The sequence below is a fragment of the Mesorhizobium sp. C372A genome (genome assembly GCF_030323245.1).
Taxonomy (GTDB): Bacteria; Pseudomonadota; Alphaproteobacteria; order Rhizobiales; family Rhizobiaceae; genus Mesorhizobium.
Window position 1 is genome coordinate 2,044,716 of the sequence record NZ_CP100475.1, and the last position, 14,500, is coordinate 2,059,215.

The window sequence follows — 14,500 nt, forward strand, 5'->3', positions numbered from 1 at the left end:
ATGGCGGTTTCCGTATCCTCGGAGCGCGACACCGTCGCCTCCCCCGTGCAGCGTGCATTGCGCGAAGCGTTCTATGCCGGCGCCATCTCGCTGGGGTTGTTCATTCTCTTCATCGGCCTGAAGACCGACCAGAACATAAGCAACCAGCTGATCCTGGTGCAGCGCTGGTTGCTGCTCATCACCGTGGTCGTGCTGACCATGCTTGGCCGCTTCTTCTACATTGCATATGGCCAGCCGTTCATGGCCAATCAGAAGATCACCAATGTCGCCACCGGCCTGTTGCCGGCGAGCGTCGCGTCGCGCTTCTTCCTGCTTCCGGCCTTCATCGTCGCCGTTGTGCTGGCGGTTGTCCTGGTTGCGTTCGGCAGCGCCCTGCCGGTGTTGGTGGGACCCGATCTGGCCGGCTACCTTCAGTTCCTGCGCGCATTGGCCGTCATTTACGCGCTCGCTTGCGTGATCTTCTATTTCCGCTCCTTCATCCACGCCAATTTCACCAAGCTCGGGATTGCGGCGCTGGTGCTATACCCGATCCTCGTCGTCGTGGTGCTGTCGATCTACGCGTGGTCGATAACCGGCGGCCTGCAGGGCTCGTTGAAGTGGGTCGACAATTTCGGCATCCAGATCCTGATCTATGTGATGCTGGCCTGGGGGCTGAACATCGTCGTCGGCCTCGCCGGCCTGCTCGATCTCGGCTACGTCGCCTTTTACGCGGTCGGTGCCTATGCCTATGCGTTGCTCGGTTCGCAATACGGCCTGTCGTTCTGGATCCTGCTGCCCGCCGCCGGCGCCATGGCCGCCTTCTGGGGCGTTATGCTCGGCTTTCCGGTGCTCAGGCTTCGTGGCGATTACCTGGCGATCGTGACGCTGGCCTTCGGCGAGATCATCCGCCTGGTGCTGATCAACTGGCGTGAAGTCACCAACGGCTCGGCCGGCATCTCCGGCATCCCGAAGGTCACCTTCTTCGGCCTGATGACGTTTAATTCGACCGACCCGAACTATATCGGCAAGGTGCTGCACATCGCCCAGTCAAGCGCCTACTACAAGATCTTCCTCTACTATCTCATTCTCGGGCTGGCGCTGCTGACCGCCTTCGTCACCATCAGGCTCAGGCGCATGCCTGTCGGCCGCGCCTGGGAGGCGCTGCGCGAGGACGAGATTGCCTGCCGCTCGCTTGGCATCAACACCACCACCACCAAGCTCACCGCCTTTGCCACCGGCGCCATGTTCGGCGGTTTTGCCGGCGCCTTCTTCGCCGCACGGCAAGGCTTCGTCAGCCCTGAATCCTTCGTCTTCCTGGAATCGGCGATCATCCTGGCCATCGTGGTGCTCGGCGGCATGGGCTCGCTGGTCGGCATCGCGGTCGCCGCGCTGGTGATGATCGGCGGCACCGAGGCACTGCGCGAACTCGATTTCCTGAAAAGTGTCTTCGGAAAAGATTTCACGCCGGAGCTTTACCGCATGCTTTTGTTCGGCATGGCGATGGTCATCGTAATGCTGTGGAAGCCGCGCGGCTTTGTCGGCAGCCGTGAACCGACGGCCTTCCTCAGTGAACGAAAAGCGGTCTCCTCCTCCTTCACCAAGGAAGGGCACGGCTGATGAGCGCGACCTCCATTCAGAAGACCAATCCGGGTATGAAAGACGCCATCCTCCAGGTCGAGCATCTTTCGATGAAGTTCGGCGGCCTGATCGCCATCGGCGATCTGTCGTTCCAGGCCAAGCGCGGCGAGATCACCGCTCTGATCGGACCCAATGGCGCCGGCAAGACCACCGTCTTCAATTGCATCACCGGCTTCTACAAGCCGTCGGAAGGCATGATTACGCTCAACCGGGCCGACGGCTCGAGCTTCCTGCTCGAACGGCTGCCCAATCATGAGATCCCGGCGCGCGCCAAGGTGGCGCGCACCTTCCAGAACATCCGCCTGTTCTCGGGCATGACGCTGCTGGAGAATCTGCTGGTTGCCCAGCACAACAAGCTGATGAAGGCATCCGGCTATACGATCCTGGGCCTGTTCGGGATCGGCGGCTACCGCAGAGCCTCGGCTGAATCGGTGGAGCTTGCCAAGCACTGGCTGGAGAAGGCCGATCTTGTCGATCGCGCCGACGATCCGGCCGGCGACCTGCCCTATGGCGCGCAGCGGCGCCTCGAGATTGCGCGCGCCATGTGCACAGGGCCCGAACTTCTGTGCCTCGACGAGCCTGCGGCCGGTCTCAATCCGAAGGAGTCGGCTGCGCTGAATTCGCTGCTGATGGACATCAAGAGCAGTACCTCGATCCTGCTGATCGAACATGACATGTCGGTGGTCATGCAGATTTCCGACCATGTCGTGGTGCTTGAATATGGCCGCAAGATTTCCGACGGCAGCCCGCAATCGGTGCGTACCGACCCGCGCGTCATCGCCGCCTATCTCGGCGTCGACGACGAGGAGGTCGAGACGGTGCTGACCGAGGTTGGCGATGAAGACGTCATCGAGCAGCTGGACATCGGGCCGGATTCGGCTCACGGACCAGGCACATCGTCTTCCTATCTCGCCGGCCCGGTAAGCGACACGATCGGCCACAGCCAGGGCGAGCGGGTCACAGTGTCGAAGGGAGCTTCAAAAGCCACCCAATACGATACAAGAGCCAACTCCGCGCCAAGAGCACCGTCCGAGCGTCTGACAGCCAAGTCCAAGCCGGCGGCCACCAAATCCCCGACAGGCAAGCCGCGCGGAGGGCGTAAGTGATGGCCGAGACAACGCTGCTCGACATCAAGGGCGTCGAGACCTACTACGGCAACATCAAGGCGCTGAACGGCGTCGATGTCCACGTCAACCAGGGCGAGATCGTCGCGCTGATCGGTGCGAACGGTGCCGGCAAGTCGACGCTGATGATGACCATCTTCGGTGCGCCGCGCGCTCGTGCCGGCTCAATCACTTTCGCCGGCACCGACATCACCCAGATGCCGACGCACGAGATCGCCCGCATGCGCATTGCGCAGTCGCCGGAAGGCAGGCGCATTTTCCCGCGCATGACGGTGATGGAAAACCTGCAGATGGGCGCCGGTCTCGACAATCTCAAGCACTATGACGAAGATGCCGAGAAGGTGTTCGCGCTGTTCCCGCGCCTCAAGGAGCGCATTGCCCAGCGCGGCGGCACGCTGTCGGGCGGCGAGCAGCAGATGCTGTCGATCGGACGTGCGCTGATGGCGCGGCCTAAGCTGCTGTTGCTCGACGAGCCGTCGCTGGGTCTGGCGCCGCTGATCGTCAAGCAGATCTTCGATGCCATCCGCGAGCTGAACCGCACGCAAGGGCTGACCGTGTTCCTGGTCGAGCAGAACGCCTTCGGCGCGCTCAAACTCGCCACGCGCGGCTATGTCATGGTCAACGGCAACGTGACCATGAGCGGCACAGGCAAGGAATTGCTCGCCAATCCGGAAGTGCGGGCGGCCTATCTCGAAGGCGGCCATCACTGATTTTGGAGCGGAATGTATGCATACGGTATTCCGCTCCAACTTGTTTGTTTGTCGCATGACCTTTGTCCGAAAAGTCTGCAACTTTTCGGGATCATGCTAGGGAGTCTTCATCATGCAAGGCATTCTTCACGAGGAACCTTCCATCTGGCAGTTCTTCTTCGTCACCTGTCTGCTCGGCGGCTGGGCGGCATGGATGACCGGCAAGGCCAGCGCCCAGACATGGCGCAGCCTGCCGGCGCTGTTCGCCTATCTGCTGGGTCTCGGCATAGGCATCAGGTTCATCCATCATGCCTTGTTCGGCGGCACGATGTTTTCGCTGCAATACTATGTCGTGGACACAATCGTGCTCATGATATTGGGATTTGTCGGCTATCAATACACGCGTACGAACCAGATGGTGACGCAGTATAATTGGCTTTACGAACGGGCTTCGATCTTAAGCTGGAAACCGAAAGGTTGACGTTCATCATTAACGCCGTTCCGGGGATGAATCGGCGTGACAAGGGCCTGAAAATCGGCAAAGTACGCTTTCTGCGATAAGGGTGGGCATCGCATGAAAGTTTCATCCACGCCCACCTCGTAAATGGGAGCGTTTAAATGAAGAAATCACTTTTGTCCGCCGTTGCCCTGACCGCGCTTGTCGCGTTCGGTGGCAATGCATGGGCTGACGTTATCGTCGGCGTCGCAGGTCCGATCACCGGTCCGAATGCGGCCTTCGGTGCGCAGCTGCAGAAGGGTGCGGAAGCGGCCGTTGCCGACATCAACGCAGCAGGCGGCATGAACGGCGAGCAGATCAAGCTCGAAGTCGGCGACGACGTCTCGGATCCGAAGCAGGGCATTTCGGTCGGCAACAAGTTCGTCGGCGACGGCGTGAAATTCGTGATCGGCCACTTCAACTCGGGCGTCTCGATCCCGGTTTCGCAGGAAGTCTACGTCGACAACAACATCGTCGAAGTGACGCCTGCGGCGACCAACCCGAAATTCACCGAGCGCGGCCTGTGGAACGTGTTCCGCACCTGCGGACGCGATGACCAGCAGGGCGGCATCGCCGGCGGCTATATCGCGACCAACTTCAAGGACGCCAAGGTTGCCGTCATCCACGACAAGACCCCCTATGGTCAGGGCCTTGCCGACGAGACCAAGAAGGCGATGAACGCAGCCGGCCTGACCGAAGTCATGTATGAAGGCGTCAATGTCGGCGACAAGGACTTCTCGGCGCTGATCGCCAAGATGAAGGACGCCGGCGTCACCCTGATCTATTGGGGCGGCCTGCACACCGAAGCCGGCCTGATCATCCGCCAGTCGGCCGACCAGGGCCTCAAGGCTACCTTGATGTCGGGCGACGGCATCGTGACCGACGAGCTGGCTGCGATCGCCGGCGATGCGGTTATCGGTACGCTCAACACGTTCGGTCCAGATCCGCGTCTGATCCCCGAGAACAAGGCACTGGTCGAGAAGTTCCGCGCCCAGGGCTTCGAGCCGGAAGCGTACACTCTCTACTCCTACGCCGCCATGCAGGTGATCGCCGAGGCTGCTGCCGTGGCCAAGTCGAACGACCCCGTGGAAGTGGCCAAGGCGCTGCACGAGAAGGGCCCGTTCAAGACCGTTCTGGGCGATCTCGCCTATGACGCGAAGGGCGATCCGAAGCTCCCGGGCTACATCATGTACGAATGGAAGAAGGGTCCGGACGGCAAGATCTCCTGGTTCCCGAAGTCGTAATTCGGAACACAGCTCTATTTAATGCCCGGCGTTCGCGCCGGGCATTTTTCTTTGGTGACAGGGCGGCAGCGAGGGTGGCTGGATAAGCCGCTAGCCGGGGTCGAATTTGTGCGGGCACGACAATTAGCGTCACCTCGCGACGCCAATCGCACGCAGCTTTTCGAGCAGTGGTGCTAGAATCGGATTTAAATCGGTTTAATCTCTCCCCGATTTTGGTTGCACTGCAGCATTTTCGCGTTAATCATGCCTCTGCCCCATCCCTCCCTGTCCGGAGCTCCTTCCTTGGCCATCACGAAGATCCTCGTCGCCAACAGGTCCGAAATTGCCATCCGCGTCTTTCGCGCGGCCAACGAGCTCGGCCTCAAAACCGTGGCGATCTGGGCCGAGGAGGACAAATATTCGCTTCATCGGTTCAAGGCCGATGAAAGCTACCAGGTCGGGCGCGGGCCGCATCTGGCCAGGGACATGGGGCCGATCGAAAGCTATCTGTCGATCGGGGAAGTGATCCGGGTCGCCAGACTGTCCGGCGCCGACGCCATCCACCCGGGCTATGGCCTCCTGTCGGAAAGCCCTGAATTCGCAGATGCCTGCGCCGAGGCCGGCATCACTTTCATAGGGCCGAAGCCCGACACGATGCGCCGGCTCGGCAACAAGGTCGCCGCGCGCAATCTGGCCATCGAGGTCGGCGTGCCGGTGGTGCCGGCAACCGAACCGCTGCCGGACGACATGGAAGCAGTCAAGCAGCTCGCCAAGACAGTCGGCTATCCGGTAATGCTCAAGGCATCATGGGGCGGGGGCGGGCGCGGCATGCGCGCCATTCGCGCCGAAGCCGACCTCGCCCGCGAGGTGATGGAGGGCAAGCGCGAGGCCAAGGCCGCCTTCGGCAAGGACGAGGTCTATCTCGAAAAGCTGATCGAGCGCGCTCGCCATGTCGAGGTCCAGGTGCTCGGCGACACGCATGGCAACTCGGTGCATCTGTTCGAGCGCGACTGCTCGATCCAGCGCCGCAACCAGAAGGTCGTCGAACGGGCGCCGGCGCCCTATCTCAGCGAGGCATTGCGCCAGGAGCTTTGCGGCTATGCGCTCAAGATCGCGCGCGAGACCAGCTATATCGGCGCCGGTACGGTGGAATTCCTGCAGGACGCCGACACCGGCAAATTCTACTTCATCGAGGTCAATCCGCGCATCCAGGTCGAGCACACCGTCACCGAGCAGGTGACCGGCATCGACATCGTCAAGGCGCAGATCCACATACTGGACGGCTTTGCCATAGGCACGAAAGAGTCGGGCGTGCCGGCGCAGGCCGACATCAGGCTGAACGGTCACGCGCTGCAGTGCCGCATCACGACCGAGGATCCGGAGCATAGTTTCATTCCGGACTACGGCCGCATCACCGCTTATCGCGAAGCCGCCGGTTTCGGCATCCGCCTCGACGGCGGCACCGCCTATTCGGGCGCGGTCATCACCCGCTTCTACGATCCGCTGCTGGAGAAGGTGACTGCCTGGGCCCCGACACCGGCCGAGGCGATCGCCCGCATGAATCGGGCCCTGCGCGAGTTCCGCATCCGCGGCGTGGCCACCAACCTCACCTTCCTCGAGGCAATCATCAACCACCCGCGCTTCGCCGACAATTCCTACACGACCAGGTTCATCGACACGACGCCGGAGCTGTTCGCGCAGGTGAAGCGGCAGGACCGCGCCACCAAGCTGCTCAACTATCTGGCCGACGTCAGCGTCAACGGCCATCCCGAAACCCGCGGCCGACCGATGCCCAAGACCGATGCGGCAGCGCCTGTCGTGCCCTATCTCAACGGCAATGTGCCTGATGGCAGCAAGCAGAAGCTAGACGCGTTGGGGCCGGAGAAATTCGCTGCCTGGATGCGTGAGCAAAAAGAGGTGCTGGTCACCGACACGACGATGCGCGACGGCCACCAGTCGCTGCTCGCCACCCGCATGCGTACGCATGACATTGCCGGCATTGCCGGCACCTATGCGCGGGCGCTGCCGCGGCTGCTGTCGCTGGAATGCTGGGGCGGCGCCACTTTCGACGTCGCCATGCGCTTCCTGACCGAGGATCCGTGGGAGCGGCTGAGCAAAGTGCGCGAAGCGGCCCCCAACCTTTTGCTGCAGATGCTTCTGCGCGGCGCCAACGGCGTCGGCTACACCAACTATCCCGACAATGTGGTGCAACATTTCGTCAGCCAGGCGGCGGCCGGCGGCGTCGACCTGTTCCGCGTCTTCGACTGCCTGAACTGGGTCGAGAACATGCGCGTCGCCATGGACGCGGTGGGCGCCGAGGGCAAGCTGGTCGAAGCGGCGATCTGCTACACCGGCGACATCCTCGATCCGGCGCGCGCCAAATACGACCTTAAGTACTATGTCGGGCTGGCGAAGGAATTGCAGGCCGCCGGCGCCCATATCATCGCCGTCAAGGACATGGCCGGGCTTTTGAAGCCGGCTGCCGCCCGCGTGCTGTTCAAGGCGCTGCGCGAGGCGACCGACCTGCCGATCCATTTCCACACCCACGACACGTCAGGCCTGTCGGCGGCGACGGTGCTGGCCGGCGTGGAAAGTGGCGTCGACGCCATCGACGCGGCGATGGATTCCTTCTCCGGCAACACCTCGCAGCCTTGCCTGGGCTCGATCGTCGAGGCGCTGAAGGGAACCGAGCGCGATCCCGGCCTCGATCCGCAATGGATCCGCAACATCTCCTTCTACTGGGAAGCGGTGCGCAACCAGTATGCGGCCTTCGAAAGCGATCTCAAGGGGCCAGCCTCGGAAGTCTATCTGCACGAAATGCCGGGCGGCCAGTTCACCAACCTCAAGGAGCAGGCGCGTTCGCTCGGGCTGGAAACGCGTTGGCACGAGGTGGCACAAGCCTATCACGACGTCAATTTGATGTTCGGTGACATCGTCAAGGTGACGCCGTCGTCCAAGGTGGTCGGCGACATGGCGCTGATGATGGTGAGCCAGGATCTGACCGTTGCCGACGTCGAAAACCCGGCCAAGGACATCGCGTTCCCGGACTCGGTCGTCTCGATGCTGCGCGGCGATCTCGGCCAGTCGCCCGGCGGCTGGCCTGCGAAGCTGCAGAAGAAGGCACTGAAGGAAAGCAAGCCGATCACCGTGCGGCCGGGCTCGCTGCTCAAGCCAGCCGACCTCAAGGCCAGCCGCAAGGAGATCGAGCAGAAGCTGGAGCGCAAGCTCTCGGAGTACGAATTCGCCTCCTGGCTGATGTATCCGAAGGTGTTCACCGACTTCGCCGCCGCGCAGGAAACCTACGGGCCGGTCAGTGTGCTGCCGACGCCGACCTATTTCTACGGCATGAAGTCCGAGGATGAGATCTTCCTGGACATCGAAAAAGGCAAGACGCTTGTAGTGCGCTGCCTTGCGATCGGCGACGTCGATGAGAAGGGCATGGTCACCGTGTTCTTCGAGCTCAACGGCCAGCCGCGCCGTGTCCGGGTGCCGGACAGGGCGCATGGCGCCTCGGCGGCCAAGGCTCGGCGCAAGGCCGAGCCCGGCAACGAGGCGCATGTCGGCGCGCCGATGCCGGGCGTGGTCTCCGCCCTTTCAGTTGCCGCCGGCCAAGCGGTCAAGGCCGGCGACGTGCTGTTGTCGATCGAAGCCATGAAGATGGAGACGGCCCTGCATGCCGAGCGCGACGGCACAGTGGCCGAAGTGCTGGTCAAGGCCGGCGATCAGATCGATGCGAAGGATCTGTTGATCGCGTTTGGCTGACGCGCGGATCCATCACACTGGGGACGGCTGGCAGCAGCCGTTGATGGAGCATCGATAATGGCTTGACCCGCCGCGCCTGCTCGGGCATCGAACCCGCTCCCAATTTACGGCGCCAGAATCGCGGTGCTTAAAAAGTAGCGGAGAAAAAACATGGCCGACGACATCACAGATACCAGCCAGACTGTTGCCGCCGGCCAGTTGCGCGCCTTCATCGAGCGCATCGAGCGGCTCGAGGAAGAAAAGAAGACCATCGCCGACGACATCAAGGAAGTGTTCGCCGAGGCCAAGGGCACCGGCTTCGACACCAAGGCGATGCGGTCGATCATCCGGCTGCGCAAGAAGGACCAGGCCGAGCGCCAGGAAGAGGAAACCATCCTCGATCTCTACAAGGCCGCGCTCGGCATGGTGTAAGGCTGTCTGGAAATTCTACTCCGGCTGATATCGCCGGAGCGAATTTCGAAACAGTCTCGGGCCAAGGAATGATGCTGGAACGGGCATCGAACAATGAGCGAATTCGACTTCGGCGCCCGCCGCGCCTCTGAATTCCGCCAACGCAGCTTCTGGGCGCTGTTCGCCGAACGGCATCCGGAGGAACGCGCTTCCATGGCGCGGCGCGGACCCTGGTTCTGGCAGCGCGGGCTGCCTGACTTCGCTCTGGTCCTGTCGATGTATGTCGCGCCGGCGCAAAGCCAAGTTGGCGTCTTTTTCGGCCGTAACGGGAAGTTCGGCGCGACCGGGGTCTGGTCGCGGCTGAAGCCGTTCCAACCGGCAATCGAAGACAGGCTGAAGCTCAGGCCGGAGCAGAGCTGCGAGGGCCTCGGCATCAATTCGATGTGGCGGGTGAACTGCTATGCCGAGGACAACTGGCCGGCCATGGCCGACTGGCTGGTGACGGAATGCTCGCGCTTCGAGCGCGCCGTCACCGACGTGCTGGGAGAGGGATAGCTATCAGGTGTTGGTGCAAAGCATCGGATCCTTCTTCGGCTCGCGCTGGCAAGGCGCGGTGCCGGTCGAGCGGTTGTTCTGGCGCGATCTAGTCCTTGTCGGCACGGCGATCAACATCGCCTCGTCGGTGGCCGCGCTCATTCTGCTCGGCTTGAAGCTGCCGCTCGCCGTCGTCCTGGCGGTGCATTTCGCGCCCGTGCCCTACAACATCTTTCTGACCTTTGCCGTCTGGCGAACCACGGAAAAATCCAGTGGCGCCAAGGCTTCGTTGATGACGCTCGGGGCTACGCTTTGGCTGATCCTGGTGGTGGTTGTCTGAGAAGATTGACACGAAAAAGGGCGGCCGAAGCCGCCCTTTGAAGATGGTGGTCAAGCTGCGGTTTAAGCCGTCGGCTCGAATTTCAGCGCCACGCCGTTGATGCAATAGCGCAGGCCGGTCGGCGGCGGGCCGTCCTCGAAGACATGGCCGAGATGGCTGCCGCAGCGGGCGCAGTGGCATTCGGTGCGGACCATGCCGTAGCTGCGGTCGACGGTGTTTTCGACCGAACCGGGCACCGGATCATTGAAGCTCGGCCAGCCGGTGCCGCTCTCGAACTTGAGCTTGGATTCGAACAGCGGCTGGTCGCAGCCGACGCAGGAAAAGGTGCCGGCGCGCTTTTCGTAGAGCAGGGCGCAGCTTCCGGGCCGTTCGGTGCCATGGCCGCGCATGACCGCATATTGCTCGGGCGTCAGGCGGGCGCGCCATTCAGCGTCGGTGCGGGTGACAGGGTAGGTGTGGGTGTCCATTTGATCTCCTCAGCCTTGGCGGCTTGTTGTTGGTTGCAAGCTATATTCGCTTAGAGATAGGCGTTTGTTACGTGTTTTGCTCGCATTTTCAGCCGAGCTCCTGCCCAATCGCCTGAAGATAGCGGGCGATCGACGCATGAAATGCCGTTCTTGCGCCGCCGATGATGTTCTGCTGCCACCACGCGCCGTAGATGTCGTCGAATTCGAAAGGCTCAAGTGCCGCCGCGATGCGTCGCACGGCCGGCGCATTGAGCGGAATGTAGTTCGGATAGCTGTACATGAAGCTGACATGGCGACGCGTCGGCGTCACCTGCAATATGTCGCCGGACAGCAGGGCGTTACCGTCATCGCGTTTCCAATGCAGCACCTGGCCGCCGGCAAAATGGCCACCGCAACGCACGAGTGTCAGCGACGGGTTTATGGCCAGCGTCTCGCCCGCCCAGCTGACGATGGCGTTGTGCGGCCGCATGATCCACTGGCGGTCGTCGGCATGGAGATAGATCGGCACGCCGCCAAACGCCTCGCTCCACTCGACCATCACCGAATAATAGTGGCAGTGCGAAATGGCGATCGCGGCCAGGCCGCCGCGACGGTTGATTTCGGCTACCGCCTCGTCGCTCACCATCGAGATGCAATCCCACAGCACATTGCCGTGCGGCGTCTGCGCCAGCAGCGCCCGCTGGCCGATAGCAAAGCGCGGCTCGATGCCGAAAGCGAGAACGCCGGCATCGTCCTTCATCACAAGCCTATGCCCGGCAGAGAGTTCTTCCCCAGTGATCCAGGCCTGGCCTTCCCAGCGCACATATTGTCGCTCGTCCTCGCAGATCGGGCAATTTTCTGGAGGGGTCTGCGTTGCCGCGAACTGGACGCCGCATTGCGGGCAAAGAAAGCAGGTCATCGGTTTTCCTCTCATATCAATGCTTGCGTGAGAGCTGCTTCGTCGCGGCTTCCAACCCGGCCAGCGTCAGTGGGAACATGCGGCCGCCGAAGAGATCGCGGATCATCGCGATCGAATGGGTGAAGCCCCAGTTTTTCTGGTTTTCGGGGTTCAGCCAGACCGCATTCGGCCATTGCTGGATGAGGCGGCCAAGCCAGACACTGCCGGCTTCCGGATTCCAATGCTCGACCGAACCGCCGGGATGCGCGATCTCGTAAGGGCTCATCGAGGCATCGCCGACGACGATCACCTTGTAGTCGGGGCCGTATTTGTGAAGCAGATCGAAGGTCGGGATGGTCTCGGCATGCCTGCGCCGGTTGTCCTTCCAGACGCCCTCGTAAAGGCAGTTGTGGAAGTAAAAATATTCGAGCTGGCGGAATTCGGCGCGGGCGGCCGAAAACAGCTCCTCGACGCTTTTGATGTGGTCGTCCATCGAGCCGCCGACATCGAAGAACATCAAGAGCTTCACGGCGTTGCGCCGTTCGGGGCGCGTCTGCACATCGAGATAGCCGTGCTCGGCGGTGGCATGGATGGTGCCGGGCAGGTCGAACTCTTCCTCCGCACCCTCGCGCACCCAGCGGCGCAGGCGCTTCAGCGCCACCTTGATGTTGCGGGTGCCGAGCTCGACGGCGTCGTCGAAATTTTTGAACTCGCGCTTGTCCCAGACTTTCACCGCACGGCGATTTCGGCTTTCATGCTGGCCGATGCGCACGCCTTCGGGATTGTAGCCATAGGCGCCGAAAGGCGAAGTGCCGCCGGTGCCGATCCATTTCGAGCCGCCCTGGTGGCGGCCTTTCTGCTCCTCCAGCCGCTGCTTCAGTTTCTCCATCAGCTTGTCGAAACCGCCGAGCGCCTCGATCAGTTTCTTCTCTTCCTCGGTCAGGTGCTTTTCGGCGAGCCGGCGCAGCCATTCCTCAGGGATGTTGGCGACACCGACGGCATCGGGGCCGGTGAGCGCCTCGATCCCCTTGAAGACATGCGCAAACACCTGGTCGAAGCGGTCGATATGGCGCTCGTCCTTCACAAGCGCGGCGCGGGCGAGGTAGTAAAAACCCTCGACGTCATAGTCGACCAGCCCGGCTTCCAGACCTTCCAGCAGCGACAGATACTCCCGCAGCGAAACGGGAATCCGCGCGACCTTCAGTTCGAGGAAGAAGGGGAGGAACATGGTTGGCCGTTATCTATGCCGAACGGTCACGGCGGAGTCGCCACGGGCACTGTCGATTTCGCCGGATTGCAGAAGATTTGCCACAGTACGTGGGTTGGGCATGGGCAAGTGCTTTGCGATGCGGGCTTCCGCCCATTCGCGCATAGCCGACGCGGCATCGGCTATCGCTTCAGCCGGGTTTGCGCCGGCCCCGTGGCAGCCGGCGAGATCGGGCATCCGCACTCCCCAAACGCCGTCACTGCCATCCAGGATTCCGACATAGCGGATCATTCGGCTCCTTCCGCGTTATTTCGATCGCGCTCGCATCATAGCAGATCATACTCGATAAACCCTGTCCGCCGCGCGACATGGTCGTAGAGCTTGCGCGCTGTGGCGTTGGTTTCGTGGGTCATCCAATAGACGTTCTTGACGCCGATCTTGCCGGCTTCCTGCTTGACCGCTTCAATGAGGGCCGCACCGATGCCCTTGCCGCGCACATCAGGGTCGGCGAACAGGTCCTGCAGGTAGCAGTTGTTTTTCTCCGACCAGCCGGAGCGGTGATAGAGATAATGGGTCAGGCCGACCGCCTTGCCGTCGAGCGTGGCGATAAACCCCTTCGGTTCGAATTCACCTTCCGTGAACAGTCGTTCCCAGGTGATGTCGTAGACCTCGTCCGGCAGCTTGGTCTCGTAGAAGGTGAGGTAGGCAGTCCACAGCCGCCGCCAGTCGGCATGGTCGGCCAGCGCCAGCGGGCGGACGGTGATCTCGGTCATTTCGGTTCCTCCAAAGCCTTATCGGATTCCGGCGGAATCAGATCGGAAACACCATCGCCTAATCCACCGGCGAATTGTACTCGCGAAATGCGGTCGCCAGCATCTGCAGCGCGTCACGCGCGCGCGGCGCCAGATTGTGCGAATGCAGCACCACTTCGGAAGGGTCAAGCGATGGAAGACCAAGTTTGCGGCCAACCTCGATCAGGCCGGGCGGAGCGACGCAGTGAGCCAGCGCCGAAACGGCAAAGCCCGCCGATATCGCAATGTTGACGGCCGCGCCGCCGCCGCCGACGAAGGCCTCCTCCCAGGCGATGCCTGCTTTGTCCAGCGCCTCGACCGCCCGCACACGATCCGGACAGTTGCACACGGTGCTTAAGAGCGCGAGGCGCAACGGCGTTCCGCGCTGCCACTCGAAGGAAGGTGCTGCGAACCAGCCATAGTGGTTGCGCGACAAGGTCCGGCCAGGACGGCTGTCGCCTTCGCGGTGCACGATGACTGCATCGAGCTCGCCGTGATCGAAAGCTTCCTTGAGCACCGTGCTGGTATCGATCCTCAAACTGAGCGTCAGCGATGGATCGTGCGCATGGAGCTGGGCAATCAGAATGGACAGCGCCGGACCGGCGGCATGATCGACAAAGCCGAGCGCAAGCCGGCACGGTGCTGACGCAAACTCCGCCATGGCGCGCTCGTGCGCGGCAAGGAAGTCGCGCGCGGCGGGGAGGAAGACGGCGCCTCGTGCCGACAGGCTGACGCGGCGCGGCGTTCTTTCAATCAATCGCGCGCCGAGCTTTTCCTCAAGACGGCGCAGCTTGACGCTGATTGTCGCCTGGGTGCTGCCCAGCGCCGTGGCCGCCTGGGTGAAGCTCTGCAGATCGGCCACCATCACAAAGGTTCGTACGGCGTCCACATCAAGACTGGTCATCGCAGCACTCCATTGGGCCAATCATTCCGTTTTGTCATTTCTGATATAGCCGAGCATAGCCTTTTTTCATGGTCGAGTC

At 62.1% G+C, this 14,500-nt stretch carries 14 protein-coding genes and 1 pseudogene; 9 read left to right on the forward strand and 6 right to left on the reverse strand.

Annotated features, from left to right (window positions below):
- The 9 genes and pseudogenes from livM (at position 1) to NLY42_RS09620 (ending at position 10,175) form a co-directional block, all read left to right on the forward strand.
- Positions 1-1,596 carry a high-affinity branched-chain amino acid ABC transporter permease LivM gene (gene livM / locus NLY42_RS09580; protein WP_023668716.1) on the forward strand — a complete coding sequence of 532 codons (1,596 nt, stop codon included), beginning with the start codon at positions 1-3 and terminating at the stop codon, positions 1,594-1,596.
- Positions 1,596-2,702, forward strand: a pseudogene (locus NLY42_RS09585) (ABC transporter ATP-binding protein); the annotation flags it as partial. The gene livM and the pseudogene NLY42_RS09585, both read left to right, overlap by 1 nt.
- 20 nt (positions 2,703-2,722) lie before the next feature.
- Positions 2,723-3,451, forward strand: coding sequence for an ABC transporter ATP-binding protein (locus tag NLY42_RS09590; RefSeq protein WP_023668718.1), 729 nt, complete (start codon positions 2,723-2,725; stop codon positions 3,449-3,451).
- A gap of 112 nt (positions 3,452-3,563) precedes the next feature.
- Positions 3,564-3,911, forward strand: a complete 348-nt coding sequence (locus NLY42_RS09595) for a DUF6867 family protein (protein ID WP_023668719.1) — start codon at positions 3,564-3,566, stop codon at positions 3,909-3,911.
- Between the two features lie 137 nt (positions 3,912-4,048).
- Positions 4,049-5,170 carry a branched-chain amino acid ABC transporter substrate-binding protein gene (locus NLY42_RS09600; RefSeq protein WP_023668720.1) on the forward strand — a complete coding sequence of 374 codons (1,122 nt, stop codon included), beginning with the start codon at positions 4,049-4,051 and terminating at the stop codon, positions 5,168-5,170.
- 282 nt (positions 5,171-5,452) lie between these two features.
- Positions 5,453-8,911, forward strand: a complete 3,459-nt coding sequence (gene pyc, locus NLY42_RS09605) for a pyruvate carboxylase (protein WP_023755543.1) — start codon at positions 5,453-5,455, stop codon at positions 8,909-8,911.
- Positions 8,912-9,061: 150 nt separating this feature from the next.
- Positions 9,062-9,322: a DUF2312 domain-containing protein gene (locus NLY42_RS09610; RefSeq protein ID WP_023668722.1), complete on the forward strand. Its 261-nt coding sequence runs from the start codon at positions 9,062-9,064 to the stop codon at positions 9,320-9,322.
- Positions 9,323-9,415: 93 nt separating this feature from the next.
- A complete protein-coding gene (locus NLY42_RS09615) occupies positions 9,416-9,856 on the forward strand; it encodes a hypothetical protein (protein ID WP_023688925.1) in 441 nt (146 codons plus the stop codon).
- A 7-nt stretch (positions 9,857-9,863) separates the two neighbouring features.
- Positions 9,864-10,175: a hypothetical protein gene (locus NLY42_RS09620; protein ID WP_023688926.1), complete on the forward strand. Its 312-nt coding sequence runs from the start codon at positions 9,864-9,866 to the stop codon at positions 10,173-10,175.
- Between the two features lie 62 nt (positions 10,176-10,237).
- Here the strand turns inward: NLY42_RS09620 and msrB are convergent, their stop codons facing one another.
- From msrB to NLY42_RS09650, 6 genes are all read right to left on the reverse strand, one after another.
- Complete coding sequence (gene msrB / locus NLY42_RS09625; RefSeq protein WP_023688927.1) at positions 10,238-10,642, reverse strand: peptide-methionine (R)-S-oxide reductase MsrB; 405 nt, start codon at positions 10,640-10,642, stop codon at positions 10,238-10,240.
- Between the two features lie 88 nt (positions 10,643-10,730).
- Entirely contained in the window at positions 10,731-11,540 is an 810-nt protein-coding gene (locus NLY42_RS09630; RefSeq protein WP_023755544.1) for an MBL fold metallo-hydrolase, read from the reverse strand.
- Between the two features lie 16 nt (positions 11,541-11,556).
- Positions 11,557-12,747 carry a vWA domain-containing protein gene (locus tag NLY42_RS09635; protein WP_023755545.1) on the reverse strand — a complete coding sequence of 397 codons (1,191 nt, stop codon included), beginning with the start codon at positions 12,745-12,747 and terminating at the stop codon, positions 11,557-11,559.
- A 9-nt stretch (positions 12,748-12,756) separates the two neighbouring features.
- Positions 12,757-13,017, reverse strand: coding sequence for a type II toxin-antitoxin system HicB family antitoxin (locus tag NLY42_RS09640; protein WP_050485875.1), 261 nt, complete (start codon positions 13,015-13,017; stop codon positions 12,757-12,759).
- Positions 13,018-13,052: 35 nt separating this feature from the next.
- Entirely contained in the window at positions 13,053-13,499 is a 447-nt protein-coding gene (locus tag NLY42_RS09645) for a GNAT family N-acetyltransferase (RefSeq protein WP_023726162.1), read from the reverse strand.
- Positions 13,500-13,557: 58 nt separating this feature from the next.
- Complete coding sequence (locus NLY42_RS09650; protein ID WP_023737887.1) at positions 13,558-14,421, reverse strand: LysR family transcriptional regulator; 864 nt, start codon at positions 14,419-14,421, stop codon at positions 13,558-13,560.
- Between the last annotated feature and the right edge of the window lie 79 nt (positions 14,422-14,500).

Coding starts and splice junctions, on each gene's coding strand:
- NLY42_RS09595 (WP_023668719.1), top strand. CDS start 3,564: ATGCAAGGCATTCTTCACGAGGAACCTTCCATCTGGCAGTTCTTCTTC.
- NLY42_RS09650 (WP_023737887.1), bottom strand. CDS start 14,421: ATGACCAGTCTTGATGTGGACGCCGTACGAACCTTTGTGATGGTGGCC.
- NLY42_RS09610 (WP_023668722.1), top strand. CDS start 9,062: ATGGCCGACGACATCACAGATACCAGCCAGACTGTTGCCGCCGGCCAG.
- NLY42_RS09630 (WP_023755544.1), bottom strand. CDS start 11,540: ATGACCTGCTTTCTTTGCCCGCAATGCGGCGTCCAGTTCGCGGCAACG.
- NLY42_RS09615 (WP_023688925.1), top strand. CDS start 9,416: ATGAGCGAATTCGACTTCGGCGCCCGCCGCGCCTCTGAATTCCGCCAA.
- msrB (WP_023688927.1), bottom strand. CDS start 10,642: ATGGACACCCACACCTACCCTGTCACCCGCACCGACGCTGAATGGCGC.
- NLY42_RS09640 (WP_050485875.1), bottom strand. CDS start 13,017: ATGATCCGCTATGTCGGAATCCTGGATGGCAGTGACGGCGTTTGGGGA.
- NLY42_RS09645 (WP_023726162.1), bottom strand. CDS start 13,499: ATGACCGAGATCACCGTCCGCCCGCTGGCGCTGGCCGACCATGCCGAC.
- NLY42_RS09590 (WP_023668718.1), top strand. CDS start 2,723: ATGGCCGAGACAACGCTGCTCGACATCAAGGGCGTCGAGACCTACTAC.
- NLY42_RS09600 (WP_023668720.1), top strand. CDS start 4,049: ATGAAGAAATCACTTTTGTCCGCCGTTGCCCTGACCGCGCTTGTCGCG.
- livM (WP_023668716.1), top strand. CDS start 1: ATGGCGGTTTCCGTATCCTCGGAGCGCGACACCGTCGCCTCCCCCGTG.
- NLY42_RS09635 (WP_023755545.1), bottom strand. CDS start 12,747: ATGTTCCTCCCCTTCTTCCTCGAACTGAAGGTCGCGCGGATTCCCGTT.